The organism is Microbacterium sp. (assembly GCF_051860965.1).
GTDB lineage: Bacteria > Actinomycetota > Actinomycetes > Actinomycetales > Microbacteriaceae > Microbacterium.
This window is the reverse complement of the sequence record NZ_JBIMKU010000002.1, coordinates 344,344-364,673: the sequence shown is the minus strand read 5'-3', so window position 1 is coordinate 364,673 and position 20,330 is coordinate 344,344. Positions and strand designations below refer to the sequence as shown.

The 20,330-nt window shown below is 70.5% G+C and carries 14 protein-coding genes; 10 read left to right on the top strand and 4 right to left on the bottom strand.

Annotated features, from left to right (window positions below):
• Positions 1–40 precede the first annotated feature (40 nt).
• Entirely contained in the window at positions 41–2,773 is a 2,733-nt protein-coding gene (locus ACTIFV_RS05145) for a cation-translocating P-type ATPase (protein WP_439591699.1), read from the bottom strand.
• 36 nt (positions 2,774–2,809) lie between these two features.
• Positions 2,810–3,490, bottom strand: a complete 681-nt coding sequence (locus ACTIFV_RS05140; RefSeq protein WP_439591698.1) for a TetR family transcriptional regulator — start codon at positions 3,488–3,490, stop codon at positions 2,810–2,812.
• A gap of 164 nt (positions 3,491–3,654) precedes the next feature.
• Between ACTIFV_RS05140 and sucC the strand changes: the two genes are divergently transcribed.
• On the top strand, positions 3,655–4,818 hold the full coding sequence (gene sucC / locus ACTIFV_RS05135; protein WP_439591697.1) for an ADP-forming succinate--CoA ligase subunit beta: 1,164 nt from the start codon (positions 3,655–3,657) through the stop codon (positions 4,816–4,818).
• Positions 4,819–4,830: 12 nt separating this feature from the next.
• Entirely contained in the window at positions 4,831–5,733 is a 903-nt protein-coding gene (sucD, locus tag ACTIFV_RS05130) for a succinate--CoA ligase subunit alpha (RefSeq protein ID WP_439591696.1), read from the top strand.
• 50 nt (positions 5,734–5,783) lie between these two features.
• Here the strand turns inward: sucD and ACTIFV_RS05125 are convergent, their stop codons facing one another.
• Positions 5,784–8,486 carry a hypothetical protein gene (locus tag ACTIFV_RS05125; RefSeq protein ID WP_439591695.1) on the bottom strand — a complete coding sequence of 901 codons (2,703 nt, stop codon included), beginning with the start codon at positions 8,484–8,486 and terminating at the stop codon, positions 5,784–5,786.
• Between the two features lie 71 nt (positions 8,487–8,557).
• On the opposite strand from ACTIFV_RS05125, the gene ACTIFV_RS05120 reads away from it, so the two are divergent.
• Positions 8,558–8,998 carry a nitroreductase family deazaflavin-dependent oxidoreductase gene (locus ACTIFV_RS05120; RefSeq protein ID WP_439591694.1) on the top strand — a complete coding sequence of 147 codons (441 nt, stop codon included), beginning with the start codon at positions 8,558–8,560 and terminating at the stop codon, positions 8,996–8,998.
• Positions 8,999–9,043: 45 nt separating this feature from the next.
• Here ACTIFV_RS05120 and ACTIFV_RS05115 read toward each other — a convergent pair whose 3' ends face one another.
• Positions 9,044–10,510, bottom strand: a complete 1,467-nt coding sequence (locus ACTIFV_RS05115; RefSeq protein ID WP_439591693.1) for an NCS2 family permease — start codon at positions 10,508–10,510, stop codon at positions 9,044–9,046.
• 112 nt (positions 10,511–10,622) lie between these two features.
• Here ACTIFV_RS05115 and ACTIFV_RS05110 point away from each other — a divergent pair, with 112 nt between their 5' ends.
• The 7 genes from ACTIFV_RS05110 (at position 10,623) to ACTIFV_RS05080 (ending at position 20,312) form a co-directional block, all read left to right on the top strand.
• Positions 10,623–12,002: a cell division protein PerM gene (locus ACTIFV_RS05110; protein WP_439591692.1), complete on the top strand. Its 1,380-nt coding sequence runs from the start codon at positions 10,623–10,625 to the stop codon at positions 12,000–12,002.
• Between the two features lie 4 nt (positions 12,003–12,006).
• Entirely contained in the window at positions 12,007–12,603 is a 597-nt protein-coding gene (gene purN, locus ACTIFV_RS05105) for a phosphoribosylglycinamide formyltransferase (RefSeq protein WP_439591691.1), read from the top strand.
• Between the two features lie 16 nt (positions 12,604–12,619).
• Complete coding sequence (gene purH / locus ACTIFV_RS05100) at positions 12,620–14,224, top strand: bifunctional phosphoribosylaminoimidazolecarboxamide formyltransferase/IMP cyclohydrolase (RefSeq protein ID WP_439591690.1); 1,605 nt, start codon at positions 12,620–12,622, stop codon at positions 14,222–14,224.
• A gap of 99 nt (positions 14,225–14,323) precedes the next feature.
• A complete protein-coding gene (locus ACTIFV_RS05095) occupies positions 14,324–15,835 on the top strand; it encodes a DNA-3-methyladenine glycosylase 2 family protein (RefSeq protein ID WP_439591845.1) in 1,512 nt (503 codons plus the stop codon).
• On the top strand, positions 15,832–16,329 hold the full coding sequence (locus tag ACTIFV_RS05090; RefSeq protein WP_439591689.1) for a methylated-DNA--[protein]-cysteine S-methyltransferase: 498 nt from the start codon (positions 15,832–15,834) through the stop codon (positions 16,327–16,329). The genes ACTIFV_RS05095 and ACTIFV_RS05090 overlap by 4 nt, the downstream gene beginning before the upstream one ends.
• Before the next feature lie 348 nt (positions 16,330–16,677).
• A complete protein-coding gene (locus ACTIFV_RS05085; RefSeq protein WP_439591688.1) occupies positions 16,678–18,501 on the top strand; it encodes an ABC transporter ATP-binding protein in 1,824 nt (607 codons plus the stop codon).
• The gene (locus ACTIFV_RS05080) at positions 18,498–20,312 is read left to right on the top strand and encodes an ABC transporter ATP-binding protein (RefSeq protein ID WP_439591687.1); all 1,815 of its coding nucleotides are present in this window, start codon (positions 18,498–18,500) and stop codon (positions 20,310–20,312) included. The genes ACTIFV_RS05085 and ACTIFV_RS05080 overlap by 4 nt, the downstream gene beginning before the upstream one ends.
• Positions 20,313–20,330 lie beyond the last annotated feature (18 nt).

Sequence of the window (20,330 nt, the reverse complement as noted above, 5' to 3'; positions counted from 1 at the left end):
CGGCATGCCGCCGTGAGCGCCGCAACGGCGAAGCGGCCGCCTACGGCGTCGAGGCGTAGCGCGCGGCTCTTCCCGCGCCGACGCGACGCAGGATCCACTTGTGGCCCTCGACGAATCCGGTCACGAGCACGAGCAGACCGAGGCACACGAGCCACTCGGGTCCGGTCAGCGACGTCGCGCCGACGATGTTCTGCAGGAACGAGATCTCGGTCGACACCACGATGATGACGACGGGCCAGACGAGCAGCTTCGCGACCGCCGCGATGGGCGCGGCGAGCCCCGTCTCGGGCGAGCGGCGCATGAGCACGGCGCTGATGACCGTGCCGAGGCCCACGACGACATAGGCCATGGTCATGGCGTGCGACGGTTCGGTCGGGCTCGGCTCGTCGGGACCCCACACGAGCGGCACCCACGACGCGAGGAAGATCGCGAAGCCGTACAGGCCCCACTCCGCCAGTGCGCCCCCGTTGACGATGCCGAGCTTCGGGTTGCGCGGCGGGCGGTCCATGATGCCGGGGGGCGCCTCGTCCGCCGCGATCGCGAGCACGGCGAACAGCGTCACGAAGAAGTTCAGGAACAGCACCATTCCGGGGAACAGCGCGACGCCGTCGGCGATCGAGAACGCGGATGCCGCGAGGAAGAGCAGCAGGAGCGATACGAGCTGCGACATCTGGAACCGCAGGTACGACGTGATCTTGTCGTAGACGATCCGGCCGAGCTCGACCGCTCGCACGAGCGTCGCGAAGTTGTCGTCCGTGAGTACGAGCTTGGCCGCCTGCTTCGTGACTTCGGAGCCCGACCCCATCGCGACGCCGACGTCGGCCTGCTTGATCGCGGCGGCGTCGTTGACGGCATCCCCCGTCATCGCGACGATCTCGCCCTGCGACTGCAGCAGCTGCACGAGACGCAGCTTGTCCTGGGGGGTCACGCGGCCGAAGACGTGCAGGTCGGGAAGATCCTTCAGCAGCTCGGCGTCGTCGAGCTTCTGCAGGTCGGCGCCGCTGATCGCGCCCGCACCGAGGCCCAGCTCCTTGCCGATCGCCCCGGCGGTCACGGCGTGGTCGCCCGTGATCATGCGCACTTCGATGCCGGCGCGCTGGGCGATGTCGACGGCGATCTTCGAGGAGGGCCGCAGGGGATCGACGATCCCGACGATGCCGATGAGGTCGAGGTCGGTCACGTACGACATCGGGTCGGAGACGACGGATGCCTCGTCCTCCGCATCCAGGAACCGCGCGCCGATCGCGAGCGTGCGCAGACCGCTCGCGCTCATCGTCTCGAGCACGGCGGTGACCTCGTCGGCGTCGATCGGCGCCGTCGTGCCGTCGGCTCCGTATCGGGTGGCGCAGCGGCCCACGATGATGTCGGGTGCGCCCTTGACGAACTCGATGAGGCGGTCCTGACCGTCGACGGTGACGTGGTGGAAGGTCGCCATGAACTTGTAGTCGGAGTCGAACGGCACTTCCGCAATGCGCGGGTGCTCGCGCCGGGTCGCGTCGGCGTCGACGCCGAGCTTGGCGGCGAGCACGATGAGCGCTGCTTCCGTCGGGTCGCCGACGACGGCGCCGTCGATCGACACGGTCGCGTCGTTGGGGAGGGAGACGGCGAGGCCCACGCGGCTCGCCTGCACGGGCTCGCCCGCCGCGCGCAGCACCTTGCCGTCGAACGAGTAGCCGCCACCCGTCACCTGGTAGTGGGAGCCGCCGAACCAGATCGTGCGTGCCGTCATCTCGTTGAGCGTCAGCGTGCCGGTCTTGTCGGAGCAGATCGCGCTCGTCGCGCCGAGCGTCTCGACGTCGGCGAGGCTCGCGACGATCGCCTTCTCCTTCGCGAGGTGGGTCGCCCCCCAGGAGAGGAGGCTCTGCACGAAGGTCGGAAGGCCCGTCGGGATCGCGGAGATGGCGACCGCCGTGCCGAGGAAGAGCAGTTCGCCGACCTCCTGCCCGCGCGCGGCGCCGATCGCGATGATGACGAAGACGGCGGCCCACGCGACGATGCCGATGACGCGCGTGAGTCCGTCGAGCTCGCGCTGGAGCGGCGACCGGGTGTTCGACACCGTCGAGAGCAGGGTCGCGATGCGCCCGACCTCGCTGCGCATGCCGGTCTCGACGACGATCATCCGCGCCGTGCCGCGGGTGACAGACGTGTTCTGGAAGAGCATCGCGGTGCGGTCGGCGAGCGCCGCGTCGGGCGGGTTCGCCGCGCGGCCCTTCTCGATCGGGAGCGATTCGCCCGTGAGCGCCGACTCCTGCGTCTCGAGCGTCGCCGAGCGCACGATGCGGCCGTCGGCGGGGACGAGGTCGCCCGCTTCGAGGTCGACGATGTCGCCGGGGACCAGCGCCGTCGCATCCACGAGCTCGATCTGACCGTCGCGCAGCACACGGGCCTGCGGCGTCTGCAGTTTCGCGAGCGCGTCGACGCTCCGGCGTGCCTTGAGCTCCTGGCGAGTGCCCTGCACGACGTTGTACGCCACGAGGATGCCGACGACGATCGCCGTCGTGATCTGCCCGATCAGGAGCGAGACGACTGCGACGGCGATGAGCATGAGCGTCATGAGCTCGGCCAGCTGCCCGAGCGCGATTCTGACGGCGCTGGGCGGAGGCGCGCTCGCGAGAGCGTTCGGACCGACCGCGGCGAGTCGCTCCGCCGCGGCCGCGGATGTCAGTCCTCTGTCGGTGTCGGTGTGCAGCTCTCGGGCGATGGCATCCGGCTCGATCGACCACCACCGGGTGCCGGTGTCGGTCTCGGACGGCGTCGCTGTCGGGGTGCTCACGCGCTCAGGCTATTGCGTCGGCGCCCCGCGCGCTCCCTATCCGTCGAGCTGCTCGCGCACGCGGCGTGCGACCTCCGCCGTCGGCATCGACCGCGGGAACACCGCGACGACGACGTCGTCGGGCGCGGCATCCCGCTCCTCGCCGTCGGAGAGCACGCCGAAGCGCCGCATCGTGTCGTCGAGCGCCCGGCGCAGCACCGCGACGGGTACGCGCTTGGGGCCGCGCAGCAGCTGCCGCAGCACGTGGTTGTGCACCGCCGTGACGAGTGCGGCGAACCCGACCGCGTCGAGGGGGTCGAGGCCCGGCAGCGCCGCCCGCAGGTACTCGTCGAAGAGACGCTCGTAGCGGAAGACCGTCACGATCTCGCGGTCGCGCAGCGTGGCCACGCCCCGCACGACGGCGTAGCGACGGCGTGCGAGCTCCGGGTCGGCGGCGAAGTGCGAGTAGACCCGGACGGATGCCTCGCACACGGCCGCCCACGGATCGTCGTGCGGCTGGGCGAGATACTCGCGGAGCTCGGCGAGCAGCAGCTCGTGATCCGCGAAGATGACGTCGTCCTTGCCGCCGAACTGCCGGAAGAAGGTCGAGCGCGAGACGCCCGCCGCCCGGGCGATCTGCTCGACCGAGGTCTGGTCGAACCCCTGCTCCGAGAACAGGTCGATCGCCGCCGCCACGACGGCGGTGCTCGCGGCGGACGGTGATGCGGTGTCGCTCATGCCGAGGACTCTACTCGGACGGCGTTCCATCCGAGGTGGAACCCGATGCCGCGCGTCAGGAGCTCCCGCTCACGAGTAGTAGGCTGGGGGATTGGTCGATATCTCGACGTCGAGACGCTTTTCGCGTCATCCCACCCCATTCGCCACTGCGAAGGAATTCCACTGTGGATCTGTACGAGTACCAGGCACGAGACCTTTTCGAGAAGTACGAGGTGCCGGTTCTCGCCGGCATCGTCGCGGACACGCCGGAGGAGGTGCGGGCCGCAGCCGAGAAGATCGGCGGAGTCGTCGTCGTCAAGGCGCAGGTCAAGGCCGGCGGCCGCGGCAAGGCCGGCGGCGTGAAGGTCGCCAAGACCCCCGATGAGGCGTACGAGCTGTCGAAGTCCATCTTCGGCCTCGACATCAAGGGCCACATCGTGAAGCGCGTCATGGTCGCGCAGGGCGCGCGCATCGACAAGGAGTACTACTTCTCGGTGCTGCTCGATCGCGCCAACCGCTCCTACCTGTCGCTCGCGAGCGTCGAAGGCGGCATGGAGATCGAAGAGCTCGCCGTCGAGCGTCCCGAGGCGCTCGCGCGCATCGAGGTGAACCCGGGTCAGGGCGTCGACAAGGCCAAGGCCGTCGAGATCGCCGAGGCCGCGGGCTTCGCGCCCGAGCTGGTCGACAAGGTCAGCGACGTCTTCGTCAAGCTCTACGCCGTCTACAAGGGCGAGGACGCGACGCTCGTCGAGGTCAACCCCCTGATCCTCTCGGAGGAGGGCGACATCATCGCCCTCGACGGCAAGGTCTCGCTCGACGAGAACGCCGACTTCCGCCACCCCGGTCACGCGCTGCTCGAAGACAAGGACGCCGCCGATCCGCTCGAGGCGAAGGCCAAGGCCAACGACCTCAACTACGTCAAGCTCGACGGCGAGGTCGGCGTCATCGGCAACGGTGCGGGCCTCGTGATGTCGACGCTCGACGTCGTCGCGTACGCCGGTGAGAAGCACGGCGGCGTCAAGCCCGCCAACTTCCTCGACATCGGCGGCGGCGCCTCGGCCGAGGTCATGGCCGCGGGCCTGGACGTCATCCTCGGCGATCCGCAGGTCAAGTCGGTCTTCGTCAACGTCTTCGGCGGCATCACGGCGTGCGACGCCGTCGCCAAGGGCATCGTGGGCGCGCTCGCCGAGCTCGGCTCGAGCGCCTCGAAGCCGCTCGTGGTGCGCCTCGACGGCAACAAGGTCGAAGAAGGCCGCGCGATCCTCCGTGACGCGAACCACCCCCTCGTGACCCTCGCCGAGACCATGGACGAAGGCGCCGACAAGGCCGCCGAACTCGCGAACGCATAAGGACTGCAGAACATGTCGATCTTCCTCAACAAGGACTCCAAGGTCATCGTCCAGGGCATCACGGGCGGCGAGGGCACCAAGCACACCGCCCTCATGCTCAAGGCCGGGACGCAGGTCGTCGGCGGCGTCAACGCCCGCAAGGCCGGCACGACCGTCCTGCACACCGACAAGGACGGCAACCCCGTCGAGCTGCCCGTCTTCGCCTCGGTAGAAGAGGCCATCGCGGCCACCGGTGCCGACGTCTCGATCGCCTTCGTGCCGCCGGCCTTCACGAAGGACGCGATGGTCGAGGCCATCGACGCCGAGATCCCGCTGCTCGTCGTCATCACCGAGGGCGTGCCCGTCGGCGACACGGCAGAGGCGTGGGCGTACGCGCAGTCCAAGGGCGACACGACGCGCATCATCGGCCCGAACTGCCCCGGCATCATCACGCCCGACGAGTCGCTCGTCGGCATCACCCCCGCCAACATCACAGGCAAGGGACCCATCGGCCTCGTGTCGAAGTCCGGCACCCTGACGTACCAGATGATGTACGAGCTGCGCGAGATCGGCTTCTCGACGGCGATCGGCATCGGCGGAGACCCCATCATCGGCACGACGCACATCGATGCGCTCGCCGCGTTCGAGGCCGACCCCGAGACCAAGGCGATCGTCATGATCGGCGAGATCGGCGGCGACGCCGAAGAGCGCGCGGCCGACTTCATCAAGGCGAACGTCACGAAGCCGGTCGTCGGCTACGTCGCGGGCTTCACCGCGCCCGAGGGCAAGACGATGGGCCACGCCGGCGCCATCGTCTCGGGCTCGGCGGGCACGGCGCAGGCGAAGAAGGAGGCCCTCGAGGCCGCCGGCGTCAAGGTCGGCAAGACGCCGTCCGAGACGGCGTCGCTCATGCGCGAGATCATCGCCGGCCTGTAACGGCCGACGGACGAGGGGGTGGATGCCGCGGCATCCACCCCCTCGTCGTCTCACGACCGTGACTTGCGTGCCAGTTGCGTGATCGCATCGACGTAGCCGGAGGTGCGGTAGTACGCGCCGTGTGTGCCGACCTTGACGAGGTAGCCGCTCGTGTCGAGCTCGTCGACGATGCGGTCGAGGTCGTTCGTCCACGACCCGTCGGCGCCGCCCGGCGCCGTGCTCATCGCGGGATAGCCGAGGTAGTCCGTCAGGCGCCACAGGCTCACCCAGCGGAGACCGGGCAGCGGCAGAGGTGCGCCGTCGTGATCGGCGCGCACGAGGGTGCCCGTCACAGCACCGGTGGGCCGCTGCGGTCGTGCGAAGCGGCCGGCTATCGATTCGCGCACGGTCGACTGCGGCGCCGTCGAGGTGGCGGGACCCTCGTGACGCGCCGTCTGGGCCTCGAAGTCGGCCAGCCACGGATCCCGCGCGAACAGACGGGGCGCGAGGGCCGGCTGCGTTCCGAGCACGTCCGGCCCCAGCAGCTCGGGCAGCATGCGCCCGAAGAAGGGCCGCAGCTGCACGCCGAACGTGAGCAGCGAGACGCGCGAGAGCGCGGGGCGCGTGCGCTCCGAGCTCGCGAGCAGGCCGAGCGCCGCGACCGACAGGACAGCGCCCATGCTGTGCGCGGCGAGCACGGCGCGGCGATCCTCGCGAGCAAGCCAGTGATTCAGATGCCCGGCGATCTCCGGCACCGCGCGCTCCGCGTAGCAGGGCGGCCCGAACGGGTGCCCGGTGCGGGGGAGGAAGCACGCGATGTCCCACACCGTTCCCAGGGGTCGCGCACCGTCGCCCGTGCCGCCCGCTGCGAGGGCGCCGACGATGGCGACGCCGCTCACGGCGAGCACCCACATGCCGACGTTCAGCGTGTTCGTGAGGATCGGCGACAGCCCCGAGATGGCGGGTGCGTACGGGTCGTATGTCGTGAGCACGGCGGCGACGGCGGCCCACACGAGCAGTGCCAGCGAGAGGACCAGGGCGGCACCGAGCACGATCGCGAGCACCCCCACGATCGGCTCCGCGAGGTGCGCCCGCGCCGCACGCGTGCGCGCTCCGAGGATGCGGCTGAACAGCACGGCGCGTGAGGGGGGCAGGATGCCGCCGGTCGGCGCGGGCAGGTCGTCGGGCGTGATCGGAGCCCCCCAGGCGCGTGCGCGCCGGTCGTCCACCCGCGTCCGGAAGACACCGGGCACGATGATCAGCAAGGCGACGATCACGGCGAGGACGATCACAGTGCCGAGCACGACCCAGATCCCCGAGATCCGGATGCTGGGCTCGAGCTGCTCGATGCACCCGCATGCCTCGTCGACAGGCGGGGCGGGTGCCGAGGCCTGCTGACCGATGAGCGCGGCCGGCCCCTGAGCGCCGTTCAGCCAGTCGGCCGTCGTGACGACGACGATCGCGCTCGTCGCCACGCTCACCGTCAGCGCGACGGTCATGAACACGGCCGGTGCGCATCCGCGCCACGCCGCCGTGCGTCGGTCGGCGTCCTTGCGCCACCACGCCCCCGTGAGGGCCAGGAAGCCGCCGACGGCGATGATGACGAGCGGCGTCAGCTCGGCAGAGGATCTTCCCGCCGCGCCGATCGCCCATTCGGGAGCGAACGCCAGGGGCGCGAGAGTGACGAGCAGCATCGCACCCGCGGCCCCGAGCGCGAGCAGACTCGGCACACGCGCCCACGACCGCTCGACGAACCCGCGCTCGACGTCGGCCGGATCGACCGAGATCGTCATCGTCGGGACGACGCACGCCAGCACGACCGCGGCCCCGAGCAGTCCCGCTGAGATTCCCAGCGTCCACCCGTAGAAGGCCTGCCACGGGCCGGACGCCGCCTGGCCCGCCACGAAGGTCGCGACGAGCAGGATCGCGGCAGCGATGTGCGTGCGTGACAGATCCGTGGTGACGCGGTTCACCCAGAACCCGGGCTGCGAGAGCACCGACTTCGGCGCGAAACCGCGACCTGCCTCGGACGCGCCGACGCGATCGGCCGTCGCCGATCGCGGCAGGCCGGTCTCTTCGGTGTTCAGCTCCATACCCGGCAGGACGTCGTACCTCGTGCGCGACACCGCGGCGAACACCGCCAAGAGGATCACGGCGAGCACCGGGACGAGCGACAGCAGCGCGAGACGCTGACCCGCGGTGAGACCCTGCAGCCCTTCCAGCGCACCCTCGAGCGGCCCGCACCGAGCGGGGGTCGAGCCGCACTGCAGAGCCACGACGTCGATGGCGATCGTCACGGCGGTCGTGGTGAACAGCAGAGTCAGCAGAAGTCCGAACAGGCGTGCGGCGCCCGCCGTGAGCTTCTCCCGCGGCCCCGAGGGGTTGTCGGGGGTCGAGAGCGAACGTGACCACATGACCGCGTTGCCGATGCTGAACGGCAGCACGATGGCGTAGAGCACGCGGGCCACGACGCCGGCGACGACGCCCCCGATGCTGAGGCCGCCGACGTTCGGCACCGTGCGCACCATGCCGCCCCACGAGTAGGCCTCTCTGCGCACGCCCGGGGGTGCGGCGCCGCGCTGCCCCGGGCGTGCCGCAGCGATGGCCGCCGCCGCGTCGGGCGTGGGCTCCCAGAACGAGCCGAGCTTGTCGCCGGCGACCAGACGCACGGCGTCCGGCGGCAGATCGAGGAGATCGTACGGGGTGGTGTTGTTGACGCCGTGGACGCGCAGTTCGAGGACCTTCGCGTCGGCGGTCTGCCTGCTCTCTGCCATGACGCCCTCCGGGTGCCGTGCGGATGCCGCTGATGAGCCACACCCTAGCGATCGGGCGCTAGCCTGAAAAGATGCCGCTCACGGGAAAGTACGAGCCGTCCACCTCTGAATGGGCGCGCACACAGGCCGAGACGTACGAGGCGACGAACGGCGCCGAGGCGAACACGCTCCGCGGGGTGCCCATCATCGTGCTGACGACCGTCGGCGCGAAGTCCGGCGCTCTGCGCAAGACCGCGCTGATGCGCGTCGAGCACGACGGACGCTACGCCGTCGTGGCATCGAAGGGCGGAGCCCCGGACGAGCCCAAGTGGGGCGAGAACATGCGGCGCGAGCCGCACGTCGAACTGCAGGACGGGTCTCACAAGCGCGACTACCGCGCCCGCGAACTGTCGGGCGACGAGCGCGCCGAGTGGTGGGCGCGCTCGGTCGACGTGTGGCCCGACTACGAGAACTACCAGCAGAAGACCGATCGACTCATCGCGGTCTTCCTCCTCGAGCCGTTCGAGGGCTGATGAGGGGGGATGCCGAGGCTCCGGCATCCACCCCCCGCCCGTCGTTCACCCCTGAAGCAGCGCCTCGATCGGTCCGCGCGCGAAGTAGAGCAGGAAGCCCGCCGCGACGATCCACAGCAGCGGACTGATCTGCTTCGCCTTGCCCGAGAGCGAGCGGACGACGACCCACGAGACGAAGCCCGCGCCGATGCCGTTCGCGATCGAGTACGTGAGCGGCATGACCGTGACGGTGAGGAAGACCGGCAGCAGCACCGAGAACTCGCTGAAGTCGATGAAGCGGATCTGCGACATCATGAGCGCACCGACGATCACGAGGGCCGCGGCCGCGACCTCGCTCGGCACGATCGAGACGAGCGGCGTGAAGAACATCGCGACGAGGAACAGCGCGCCCGTCACGACGTTCGCGAAGCCCGTGCGCGCGCCCTCGCCGATGCCCGCACCCGACTCGATGAAGACCGTGCTCGACGAGCTCGAGGTGAGACCACCCGCGACGGCGCCGACGCCCTCGACGATGAGCGCGGACTTGATGCGCGGGAAGTCGCCCTTCTCGTTGGCGAGGCCTGCCTCCTTCGACAGCCCGGTCATCGTGCCCATCGCGTCGAAGAAGTTCGTGAAGACGAGCGTGAAGACGAGCATCAGCGCGGCGAGCACGCCGATGCGCTCGAACGACCCGAAGGACACCTGGCCGAGGAGGGACAGATCGGGGATCGAGACGAGGGTTGCCGGCAGCTCGGGCACCGAGAGTCCCCATCCGCCCGGGTTGACGCCGTCGTCGGCGAACTTGGGCCCGATGTTCCAGATCGCCTCGATGACGACGGCGAGCACCGTCCCGCTCACGAGACCGATGAGGATGCAGCCCTTGACCTTGCGCGCGACGAGGATGCCCGTCAGCAGCAGTGTGATGACGAAGACGAGCGTCGGGATCGTCGAGACCGACCCGTCGACACCCAGGCCGACCGGCGGCGACGAGGCGCCCGTCGAGGTCACGAAGCCGGCATCGACGAAGCCGATGAAGGCGATGAACAGGCCGATGCCGACCGTGATCGCGAGCTTGAGCTGGATCGGCACGGCGTCGAAGATCATGCGCCGCAGGCCCGTGGCCGCGAGCAGCACGATGATGAGGCCGTTGATGACGACGAGACCCATCGCCTCGGACCACGTGACCTGTCCGACCACCGAGACGGCGAGGAAGGAGTTGATGCCCAGGCCCGCCGCGAACGCGAACGGGAGTCGCGTGACGAGACCGAACAGGATCGTCATGACGCCCGCGGTCAGGGCGGTGGCGGCGGCGACGGCCACGAAGCTCAGGCTGTCGCCGTCGACGTCGACGCCCGACGACAGGATGATCGGGTTCAGGATGACGATGTAGGCCATCGTCACGAACGTGACGACACCGCCGCGCACCTCGGTGCCGACGGTCGAGCGCCGACGGGTGATCTCGAAGAACCGGTCGAAGCCGTTCTTCGGCTCGGGCTCGACGGTGTCGGGTGCGGACGACGGCGCTGTTGTCATGGGTGGACCTCCGAGCACGAAGATAGCGGGTCGGCGCGTGCGCGATCGAATGGCCGCCGAGAGGCGTGCCGGTGAGGATGCCGCGGCCCGCCGTCGGTAGGGTCGTTGAGGCATGCATCGCCTCATCGTCTTCATCCTCGCCGCGGTCGACGCCGTCATCGCGGCGGCTGTGGGCCTCGCCGTCGTGCTCGCACCGCTGACCCTCGTCTGGGCGCTCGCGGGCGGGGGCGCCGCGGACTGGGGGCTGCTGTGGTCGACGTCGGCCAAGGTGTGGCAGCTCGGTCATCTCGTGGCGCTCGACATCACCCTGCCGCCGGAGTATCTCGCCGTGACCGGGATCGACGCGGCAGCGGCATCCTTCACCGTCTCCCTCGCACCGCTCGCCTTCGCGAGCTTCACCGCGATCTTCGCGGCGCGATCCGGCCGCCGGGCGTCGCAGGCCGGGGCGTGGATCACGGGTGTGCTCACCGGTGCGGGGCTCTTCACCGCGATCGCCGTCGCCGTCGCCCTCACGTCGCCGATCGACGTCGCCGACACGACGGTGTGGATGGCTGTCCTCCTCCCCGGACTCGTCTTCGCCGTGCCGGCCCTCGTGGGCGCCGTCGTGACGGAGTGGTCCGAGGCCGGCGAAGGGGTCATCGCCCGCGCGCGAGACCGCGTCGAGGGCACGCCGTGGGCAGACGCGCCGGCGCTCGTCGCCCGCGGCGCGGCTGTCGTCGTCGTGGCACTGACGGGCCTCGCGGCACTGCTCACCGCGATCGCCCTCATCGGCCGCGGAGGAGAGGTCATCGCGCTCTTCGAGTCCGCGCACGTCGACGCGCTCGGTGCGACGATCATCACCGTCGGCCAGCTCGCGTATCTGCCGACGGTCCTCGTCTGGGCCATGTCGTTCCTCGCAGGCCCGGGCTTCCTGGTGGGTGCCGGCACGACCGTCGCCCCAGCGGGGACCCAGGTCGGGGTGCTCCCGGGCATCCCGCTGCTGGGCATCGTCCCCGAGTCCCTCAGCCCCTGGCTCCTCCTGCTCGCGCTGCTCCCGGTCGCCGTCGGCGCGTTCGCCGGGTGGATCGCACGCTCACGTCTCGTACTGCGGCAGGCCGTCGATGCCGACGAGACTCCGGATGCTGCCCGCACCGCCGTTCTCGTCGGCCTGATCGGGTCCTCCGACGCCCCGTCGGGCGACCTCCACGACGAACCCGAACCGGAGTCCGACGCGGTCGGCGTCCGCCTCGTCGTCGCGCTCGGCATCGCCGTCGTGTCAGCGGGTGTCGCGGCGCTCCTCGCAGCGCTCGCGTCGGGGTCGATCGGCCCCGGCACCCTCGCCGAAGTGGGTCCGCAGCCCGGCCCTGTCGCGCTCGCCGTCGGGCTCGAGGTGCTCGTCGGGGCCGGCATCCTGCTCCTGTCACCGCGCCGTCGCGACCGCGCTCCCGCCGACGCCGACCGGCGAAGGGGCGATCAGCTCGCTTCGGCCGCCGACACGCCGCCGGTAGACTAGGCCCGTGCTCACGGTCGCTGTCCTCATCTCGGGCGCGGGCTCCAATCTCCGGGCGCTGCTGGATGCCGCGGCAGACGCCGACTTCCCGGCCGAGATCGTCGTCGTCGGCGCCGACCGCGAGGCGGACGGCTTCGCCCACGCCGAGGAGTACGGCATCCCGACCTTCCTCGTGCCGTGGGAGCAGTTCGCCTCTCGCGAGGAGTGGGGATCCGAGCTCGGCGCGCAGCTCTCGGTCTGGCGGCCCGACCTGATCGTGCTGAGCGGGCTCATGCGGCTCCTGCCCGCGACGCTCGTCGAGGAGTGGGCGCCTCGCATCGTCAACACGCATCCCGCGTACCTTCCCGAGTTCCCCGGAGCGCACGGCGTGCGTGACGCGCTCGCCGCGGGAGCCGTGCAGACGGGTGCGAGCGTCATCGTGGTCGACACGGGCGTCGACACCGGTCCGATCCTCGCGCAGGAGCGCGTGCCCGTCCTCGAAGACGACGACGAGCACACCCTCCACGAGCGCATCAAGCCCGTCGAACGGCGCCTGCTGATCGACGTCGTCCGCCGCGTCGCGACGGGCGAACTCGACCTCGCCACCGCAGCGAAAGCACCCTGACGCCGAAGGAGTCCCCATGGCCGGCCCGAGCCACGACCCGAACCTGTACCGCGACCGCGATGTCGTCACGGTGCGCCGCGCCCTCGTCTCGGTGAGCGACAAGTCGGGCCTCCTCGACCTCGCCGCCGCGCTGGACGCCGCCGGTGTCGAGATCGTCTCGACGGGCGGCTCGGCGGCGCTGCTGCGCGCCGAGGGCTACGCCGTGACCGACGTCGCGGCTGTCACGGGCTTCCCCGAGTCGCTCGACGGTCGCGTGAAGACCCTGCATCCCGGTGTGCACGCGGGCCTGCTCGCCGACCTCCGCCTGGAGGATCACGAGCGCCAGCTCGCCGAGCTCGACATCCGGCCGTTCGAGCTCGTCGTGGTGAACCTCTACCCGTTCGTCGAGACCGTGGCATCCGGAGCATCGCCCGCCGACGTCGTCGAGCAGATCGACATCGGCGGCCCCGCGATGGTGCGTGCGTCGGCGAAGAACTTCGCCAACGTCGCGATCGTCGTCTCGCCCGAGTCGTATCCCGCCGTGATCGCGGCCATCTCGAGCGGCGGCACGACCCTCGCTCAGCGTCGCGAGCTCGCGGCGCGCGCCTTCGCGCACACGTGCGAGTACGACCGCGCTGTCGCGACCTGGTTCGCCGAGGGCACCCTCGTGCAGGACGACCTCCCCGCCCACCTCACGGTCAAGGCCGAGCGGATGGCGACGCTGCGCTACGGCGAGAACTCGCACCAGCGCGCGGCGATCTACACGCGTCTGGGCGGCCACGGCATCGCGCAGGCGAAGCAGCTGCAGGGCAAGGAGATGTCGTACAACAACTACGTCGACGCCGACGCCGCTCTGCGCGCCGCCTTCGACATGGTCAAGCCCGCCGTGGCGATCATCAAGCACGCGAACCCGTGCGGCATCGCCGTGGCGGCGCCCAACGCGCTCGACCCGATCGCCTCGGCGCACCTGCGCGCGCATGAGTGCGACCCGGTCTCGGCCTTCGGCGGTGTCATCGCCGCGAACCGCACCGTGACGCTCAAGATGGCCGAGAACCTGCGCGACATCTTCACCGAGGTCATCGTGGCTCCCGATTTCGAGCCCGAGGCGCTCGCGGTGTTCTCGCTCAAGAAGAACCTGCGCGTGCTGCAGCTCCCGGCGGACTGGCAGCAGGAGCGCATGGACGTGCGACTCGTCTCGGGTGGCCTGCTCCTGCAGGACGCGGACCGGTTCCCCGATGACATCGAGTCCGTCGCGCGGGACTGGGAGCTCGTGTCGGGGTCCCGACCGGCCGCGGAGGAGATGCAGAACCTCATCTTCGCGTGGAAGGCCTGCCGGGCGGTCAAGTCCAACGCGATCGTGCTCGCGAAGGGCTCCGCCACCGTCGGCATCGGCATGGGCCAGGTCAACCGCGTCGACTCGTGCCGCCTCGCAGTCGAGCGGGCGGGTGACCGTGCCGCGGGCTCGGTCGCGGCATCCGACGCCTTCTTCCCCTTCGCCGACGGACCGCAGGTGCTGATCGACGCCGGGATCTCGGCGATCATCCAGCCCGGCGGGTCGGTGCGCGACGCAGAGGTCGTCGAGGCGGCTCGGGATGCCGGGGTGACGATGTTCTTCACGGGCGAGCGCCACTTCTTCCACTGACCCCCCGGCGGCCGCCGACGGGGCGATGGATGCCGCGACAGCCGTGTCCGATTTCCGCGAGCCGGCGTCGGGGGAGCGTGTCAGAGTAGAGCCGTGACGATGACCATGACCTTCGACGAGCGGTATCGCGCGATCGACTCGCGCGATGCCCGATTCGACGGTCAGTTCGTCACGGCGGTGCGCTCCACCGGCATCTACTGCCGCCCGAGCTGCCCCGCTCGCACGCCCAAGGCGTCGAACGTCACCTTCTACCCCACGAGCGCGGCGGCGCACGAGGCAGGCTTCCGCGCGTGCAAGCGGTGCCTGCCCGAAGCGGCGCCCGGGTCTCCGCAGTGGAACCTGCGCGGCGACACCGCGGGGCGCGCGATGCGACTCATCGCCGACGGGGTCGTCGAGCGCGAGGGCGTTCCCGGTCTCGCCCGCCGTCTGGGCTACTCTCCCCGGCATCTCACGCGTCTGCTCACGACCGAGCTCGGTGCGGGCCCCTTGGCGCTGAGTCGCGCGCACCGCGCCCAGACCGCGCGCATGCTCCTCGTCGGCACCGACATGCCCGCGGCGGACGTCGCGTTCTCATCGGGGTTCTCCAGCATCCGACAGTTCAACGACACGATCCGCGAAGTGTTCGGGATGCCGCCGCTCGAGCTGCGCGCGCGGCGCCGGCGTTCCGGGCTCGCAGGCGGTGCGGCTCAGCCGGCGGGCGCCGGACCGGCGTCGTCCGACGCCCCGAGCACGATCGACCTCGTCGTCCCGCATCGCGGCCCGCTCGACGCCCACGGCCTCTTCGCGTGGATGGCCGCGCGGTCCGTCTCGTCGGTCGAGACCGCGACGCCCACCTCGTTCGCCCGCGTCGTCCGGCTCCCCGGCGGCCCGGGGTGGTTCGAGCTCCGCATCGACGACGCGGGTCGCCTCCGGCTCCGGGCGCAGTTGACCCAGCTGTCCGACCTCACGTCGCTCGTGACGAGGGCTCGGCGCCTGTTCGACCTGGATGCCGATCCCCTCGCGATCGACGACGCCCTCTCGACCGAACCGCTGCTGACCGCCGCGGTCGCGAGGATCCCCGGCATCCGCGTCCCCGGCGCCGCCGATCCGCACGAGATGCTCATCCGCGCGATGGTCGGCCAGCAGATCACCGTCGCCGCTGCTCGCACGGCGCTGACGGCGCTCACGGCCGCGCTCGGCGATCAGATCGACGGCTTCGGCGCGGCGACCAGGCTGTTCCCCACGATGGCGGCGATCGCCGAGCGCGGTGCCGAGGTGCTGCGCGGTCCGGCGGCCCGCATCCGCGCCGTCACCGGCGCCGCCGCGGCCCTCGCCGACGGGTCGCTCGTGCTCACGGCGGGGGACGACGGCGCAGAGCAGCGCGCCGCGCTCCTCGCGATGCCGGGCATCGGCCCGTGGACGGCCGACTACGTGCGCATGCGCGTGCTGGGCGATCCCGACGTCATGCTCCCGGGCGATGTCGCCGTGCGCTCGGGTGCGGCGGCGCTGGGCATCCCCTCCGATCCGTCCGGTCTCGTCTCCTGGGCCGCGCATCTCGCTCCCTGGCGCAGCTATCTCACCGCACACCTCTGGCGGGCCGTCCCGCCGCGCACCTCGAAGGAGCCGTCATGACGACCGCCACCATCCAGACGATCGACACCCCCGACGGCGCGTTCACGATCCTCGCCGACGAGCAGGGCCGTGTACTCGCGAGCGGGTGGACCGCCGACCGCGAGGCGATCCTCGCCCGACTGTCGGCGACCGCGCAGCCGGCCGACGTGCGGGAGCGGGAGACGGATGCCTCGGCCGCTGCGCGTGCGTACTACGACGGCGATCTGTCGGCCATCGACGACGTCGACGTCGCGCAGTCCGGCACGGCGATGCAGCTCGCGGGGTGGACGGCGCTCCGCGCCATCGCCCCGGGGGAGCCGCTGTCGTACGCGGAGTTCGCGGCGGCGCTCGGGCAGCCCAGCGCCGTGCGGGCCGCGGCATCCATCTGCGCCCGCAACGCCCCCGCCCTCTTCGTGCCGTGCCATCGTGTGCTGCGCTCCGACGGCACGCTCGGCGGATTCGCATGGGGTCTCGACGTCAAGCAGAGTCTGCTCGCGCGCGAAGCTGCAAAGTGAGCTTGCACACAGTGAACTCCCAGGGATAGGCTGGAGGGCTGTCGCGTTCGCGCCCAGCCCCCGTCCGCAGAGAATCCAGGAGGATGCCATGACCTACGCCGCCATCGATGCCAAGGCCGTCGTCGTCCTCCGTACCCGCAGCACGGTCCTTCCGTTCCCGGGGTCGGCGACGACGTTCGCGGGTTGACCGCTCCGCCTCTCGCCCCGCCCGCACCCCCGCGGGCATAGAGCCGCCTCGCGGAGCGTTCCCACCGAGGAACCCCGCGTTCAGCCATGTCCTGCGTCGTCGCAGACATTCCCCGCCGCCTCCGCCGCGGCATCCGCTCCACCTCTCGTCCCACAAGGATCATGACCTCCACCGCTGAACCGAAACGGTCTCACCCATCCACCCTGAAGTCGCTCGCGCGTCTTCTTCCCTTCGCCAAGCCCGTCCTGCCCCGCCTCGTGCTCGGTGCCGTCAGCGCGCTCATCGCGAGCCTGCTGGCCCTGGGAATCCCGCTCGTCCTCGAGGAGATCGTGCAGGGACCGATCGCCTCCGGCACCTTCAGCGCGATCGGCTGGGGCGCCGCGGCCATCCTGGGCCTCGGCCTCGCCGAGGCCGTGATGGTCTGGCTCCGGCGCTGGTTCGTGCTCGGGCCCGCCACCATGGTCGAGTACGAGCTCCGTCAGGGCTTCTACGCGCAGCTCCAGCGCCTCCCCGTGTCGTTCCACGACAAGTGGCAGTCGGGACAGCTGCTGAGTCGCATGATGCAGGACATCAGCATGCTCCGGCGCTGGCTCGCCTTCGGCCTCGTGCTGCTCGTCGTCAACGTCCTGACCATCGCGGTCGGCACGGTGCTGCTCTTCCGCTGGCACTGGCTGCTCGGCACGACCTTCCTCGTCGTGTCGGCTCCGCTGTGGTACGCCGGCTACCGATTCGAGAAGACCTACGGCACCCTTGCCCGTCAGAGCCAGGACCAAGCCGGCGACCTCGCGACCTCGGTCGAGGAGAGCGTCCACGGCATCCGGGTGCTCAAGGCCTTCGGTCGCGGCAAGCACGCGCTGCAGAAGTTCACCCGTCAGGCGGAGTCGCTGCGCGAGACCGAGCTGAGCAAGGCCCGCGCCGTCGGCTGGATCTGGTTCTGGCTCGTGCTGCTGCCCGACATCGCTTTCGCCCTGTGCCTCGGCGTCGGCATCTACCTGACGGCGCTCGGGCAGCTGCAGAGCGCCGAGCTCGTGGCCTTCTTCGTCATGGCGACGGTGCTGCGCTGGCCCATGGAGTCGATCGGGTTCCTCTTCTCGTTCATGCTCGACGCCCGCACCGCGACGGACCGCCTCTTCGAGGTCTTCGACGAGGAGAACTCGATCGTCGACCCAGAGCACCCCACTGTGCTCGAGCAGCCGCGCGGCGAGCTCGTCTTCGAGAACGTGCACTTCCGCTATCCCGACTCCGCCATGAGCGAGCGCGACCTGATCGACGGCGTGGACCTCGCGCTGCGCCCCGGTGAGACGATGGCGCTCGTCGGCCTCACCGGCAGTGGCAAGACGACGCTCACGACGCTGCCGACCCGCCTCTACGACGTGACGGAGGGCCGCGTCGTGCTCGACGGCGTCGACGTGCGCGACCTCACGCTGAAGGACCTCCGCACTCACATCGGCATGGCCTTCGAGGACGCGACGCTCTTCTCGCAGTCGGTGCGCGACAACGTCCTGCTGGGCCGTGAGGATCTCGAACCGGGCAGCGCGGAGGCCGAGCGGGTCATGCGCGAAGCACTCGGCGTCGCCCAGGCCGGATTCGTCGAAGACCTGCCCGACGGCGTCGACACGATCATCGGCGAGGAGGGGCTCTCGCTCTCGGGCGGGCAGCGCCAGCGACTCGCGCTCGCGCGCGCCGTCGCCGCGCGTCCCGCGGTGCTCGTCCTCGACGACCCGCTGTCCGCTCTCGACGTCGACACCGAGGCGCTCGTCGAGGACGCGCTGCGCGAGGTGATGCACGACACGACCGCGCTCATCGTCGCGCACCGGCCGTCCACGGTCATGCTGGCGGACCGCGTCGCACTGCTCGAGGCCGGCCGCATCACGGCGGTGGGCACGCACTCCGACCTGCTCCGCGAGAGCGAGCACTACCGGCACGTGATCTCGAGCCTGGAAGACGAACATGCGCGCATGCGCGAGAGGGAGGTGAACCTGTGAGCACGACGGTGACGGGCACGAGCGGCGAAGACCGCTCGGACTACACGCGGGACGAGAGCCGTCTCATCCGCGCGCGCTCGCTGCGCCTCCTGGGCTCGCTCGTGTCGCCGCTGCGGTGGCAGCTCGTGCTGGCGGCGGCCGTCCTGGTGGTCTCGACCGCGCTGCGCGTGATCGGACCGCTGCTGATCGCGTACGGGCTGAACACCGCCCTTCCCGCGGTCGTCGAGCAGGCGGACTGGCTGCCGACCATCGGGGTCGTGGTCGTGTACCTGCTCGCGGGCATCGGCGGTGCCGGCCTGATCGGCTGGTACGTCGTCGTGGCCGCACGCCTGACCCAGGCGGTCATGCTCGAGCTGCGCAAGCGGATCTTCCTGCACACGCAGCGTCTGAGTCTCGAGTTCCACGAGTCGTACACGTCGGGTCGCATCATCTCGCGACAGACGAGCGACCTCGACACGATCCGCGAGCTGCTCGACGGCGGTCTCAACGAGCTCGTCTCGGGCGTGCTGTACGGTGCGTTCACGCTCGTGGCGCTGTACTTCCTCGACTGGCAGTCGGGCGTCATCCTGACTCTCGCCGGCATCCCGCTGTTCTTCCTCATGCGCTGGTTCTACAGCCGCTCGCAGGTCGTCTACCGGGAGTCGCGCGTCGTCAGCGCCAAGGTGATCGTGAAGTTCGTCGAGACGATGACGGGCATCCGCGCGGTCAAGGCCTTCCGCAAGGAGGAGCGCAACGACGACGAGTTCGGCGGGCTCGCTCTGCAGTACCGCGACGTCAACATCCGTTCGATCCGCCTGTTCGGAACCTTCGAGCCGGGTCTCATGGCCATCGCGTCGTTCGCGCTCGCCTTCATCGTGTTCTGGGGCGGCGTACGCGTCGCCGACGGCGCGATCCTGGTGGGCACGCTGCTGAGTGCCGTCATCTTCGTGCGCAACTTCTTCTCGCCGATGCAGGAGGTCGCGTTCTTCCTGAACTCGTACCAATCCGCGACGGCCGCGCTCGAGAAGGTCTCGGGCGTGCTCGAGGAGGAGCCGACGGTGCCCGACCCCAAGCATCCCGTCGATCTGTGGGAGGCGAAGGGCCACGTGCGCTTCGACGACGTGACCTTCGGCTACTCCGACGACCGCGTCATCCTGCCGGACTTCTCGCTCGACATCCCCGCGGGCCAGACGATCGCGCTCGTCGGGACGACCGGTGCGGGCAAATCGACGCTCGCCAAGCTCGTGTCGCGGTTCTACGACCCGACGCGCGGCACGGTGTCGCTCGACGGGGTGGATCTGCGGTCGCTGCATCCGAAGGATCTGCGCCGCGCGATCGTGATGGTCACGCAGGAGGCGTACCTGTTCAGCGGCACGGTCGCCGACAACATCGCCCTCGGCAAGCCCGATGCGACGTTCGAAGAGATCAAGGCGGCCGCGCGCGCGGTCGGCGCCGACGCCTTCATCGAGCGTCTTCCCGACGGGTACGGCACCGATGTCAACAAGCGCGGTGGGCGCGTCTCGGCGGGACAGCGCCAGCTGATCTCGTTCGCGCGCGCCTTCCTCGCCGACCCCTCGGTGCTGATCCTCGACGAGGCGACGGCGTCGCTCGACATCCCGTCCGAGCGCATGATCCAGGATGCACTGCAGACGCTGCTCGCGGAGCGCACGGCGATCATCATCGCGCACCGCCTGTCGACGGTCGCGATCGCCGACCGCGTGCTGGTGATGGAGCACGGCGAGATCATCGAGGACGACACTCCGGCCGAGCTCATCAGCGGCACGGGCAAGTTCGCCCAGCTGCACGCCGCCTGGCGCGAGTCGCTCGTCTGAGTCGGATTCCGGATGCCC

What these genes read in the sequence shown, in the direction of transcription:
- ACTIFV_RS05140 (WP_439591698.1), bottom strand. Translation starts at nt 3,490, where the DNA reads ATGAGCGACACCGCATCACCGTCCGCCGCGAGCACCGCCGTCGTGGCG.
- sucD (WP_439591696.1), top strand. Translation starts at nt 4,831, where the DNA reads ATGTCGATCTTCCTCAACAAGGACTCCAAGGTCATCGTCCAGGGCATC.
- ACTIFV_RS05125 (WP_439591695.1), bottom strand. Translation starts at nt 8,486, where the DNA reads ATGGCAGAGAGCAGGCAGACCGCCGACGCGAAGGTCCTCGAACTGCGC.
- ACTIFV_RS05120 (WP_439591694.1), top strand. Translation starts at nt 8,558, where the DNA reads ATGCCGCTCACGGGAAAGTACGAGCCGTCCACCTCTGAATGGGCGCGC.
- ACTIFV_RS05115 (WP_439591693.1), bottom strand. Translation starts at nt 10,510, where the DNA reads ATGACAACAGCGCCGTCGTCCGCACCCGACACCGTCGAGCCCGAGCCG.
- ACTIFV_RS05110 (WP_439591692.1), top strand. Translation starts at nt 10,623, where the DNA reads ATGCATCGCCTCATCGTCTTCATCCTCGCCGCGGTCGACGCCGTCATC.
- purH (WP_439591690.1), top strand. Translation starts at nt 12,620, where the DNA reads ATGGCCGGCCCGAGCCACGACCCGAACCTGTACCGCGACCGCGATGTC.
- ACTIFV_RS05095 (WP_439591845.1), top strand. Translation starts at nt 14,324, where the DNA reads ATGACCATGACCTTCGACGAGCGGTATCGCGCGATCGACTCGCGCGAT.
- ACTIFV_RS05090 (WP_439591689.1), top strand. Translation starts at nt 15,832, where the DNA reads ATGACGACCGCCACCATCCAGACGATCGACACCCCCGACGGCGCGTTC.
- ACTIFV_RS05085 (WP_439591688.1), top strand. Translation starts at nt 16,678, where the DNA reads ATGACCTCCACCGCTGAACCGAAACGGTCTCACCCATCCACCCTGAAG.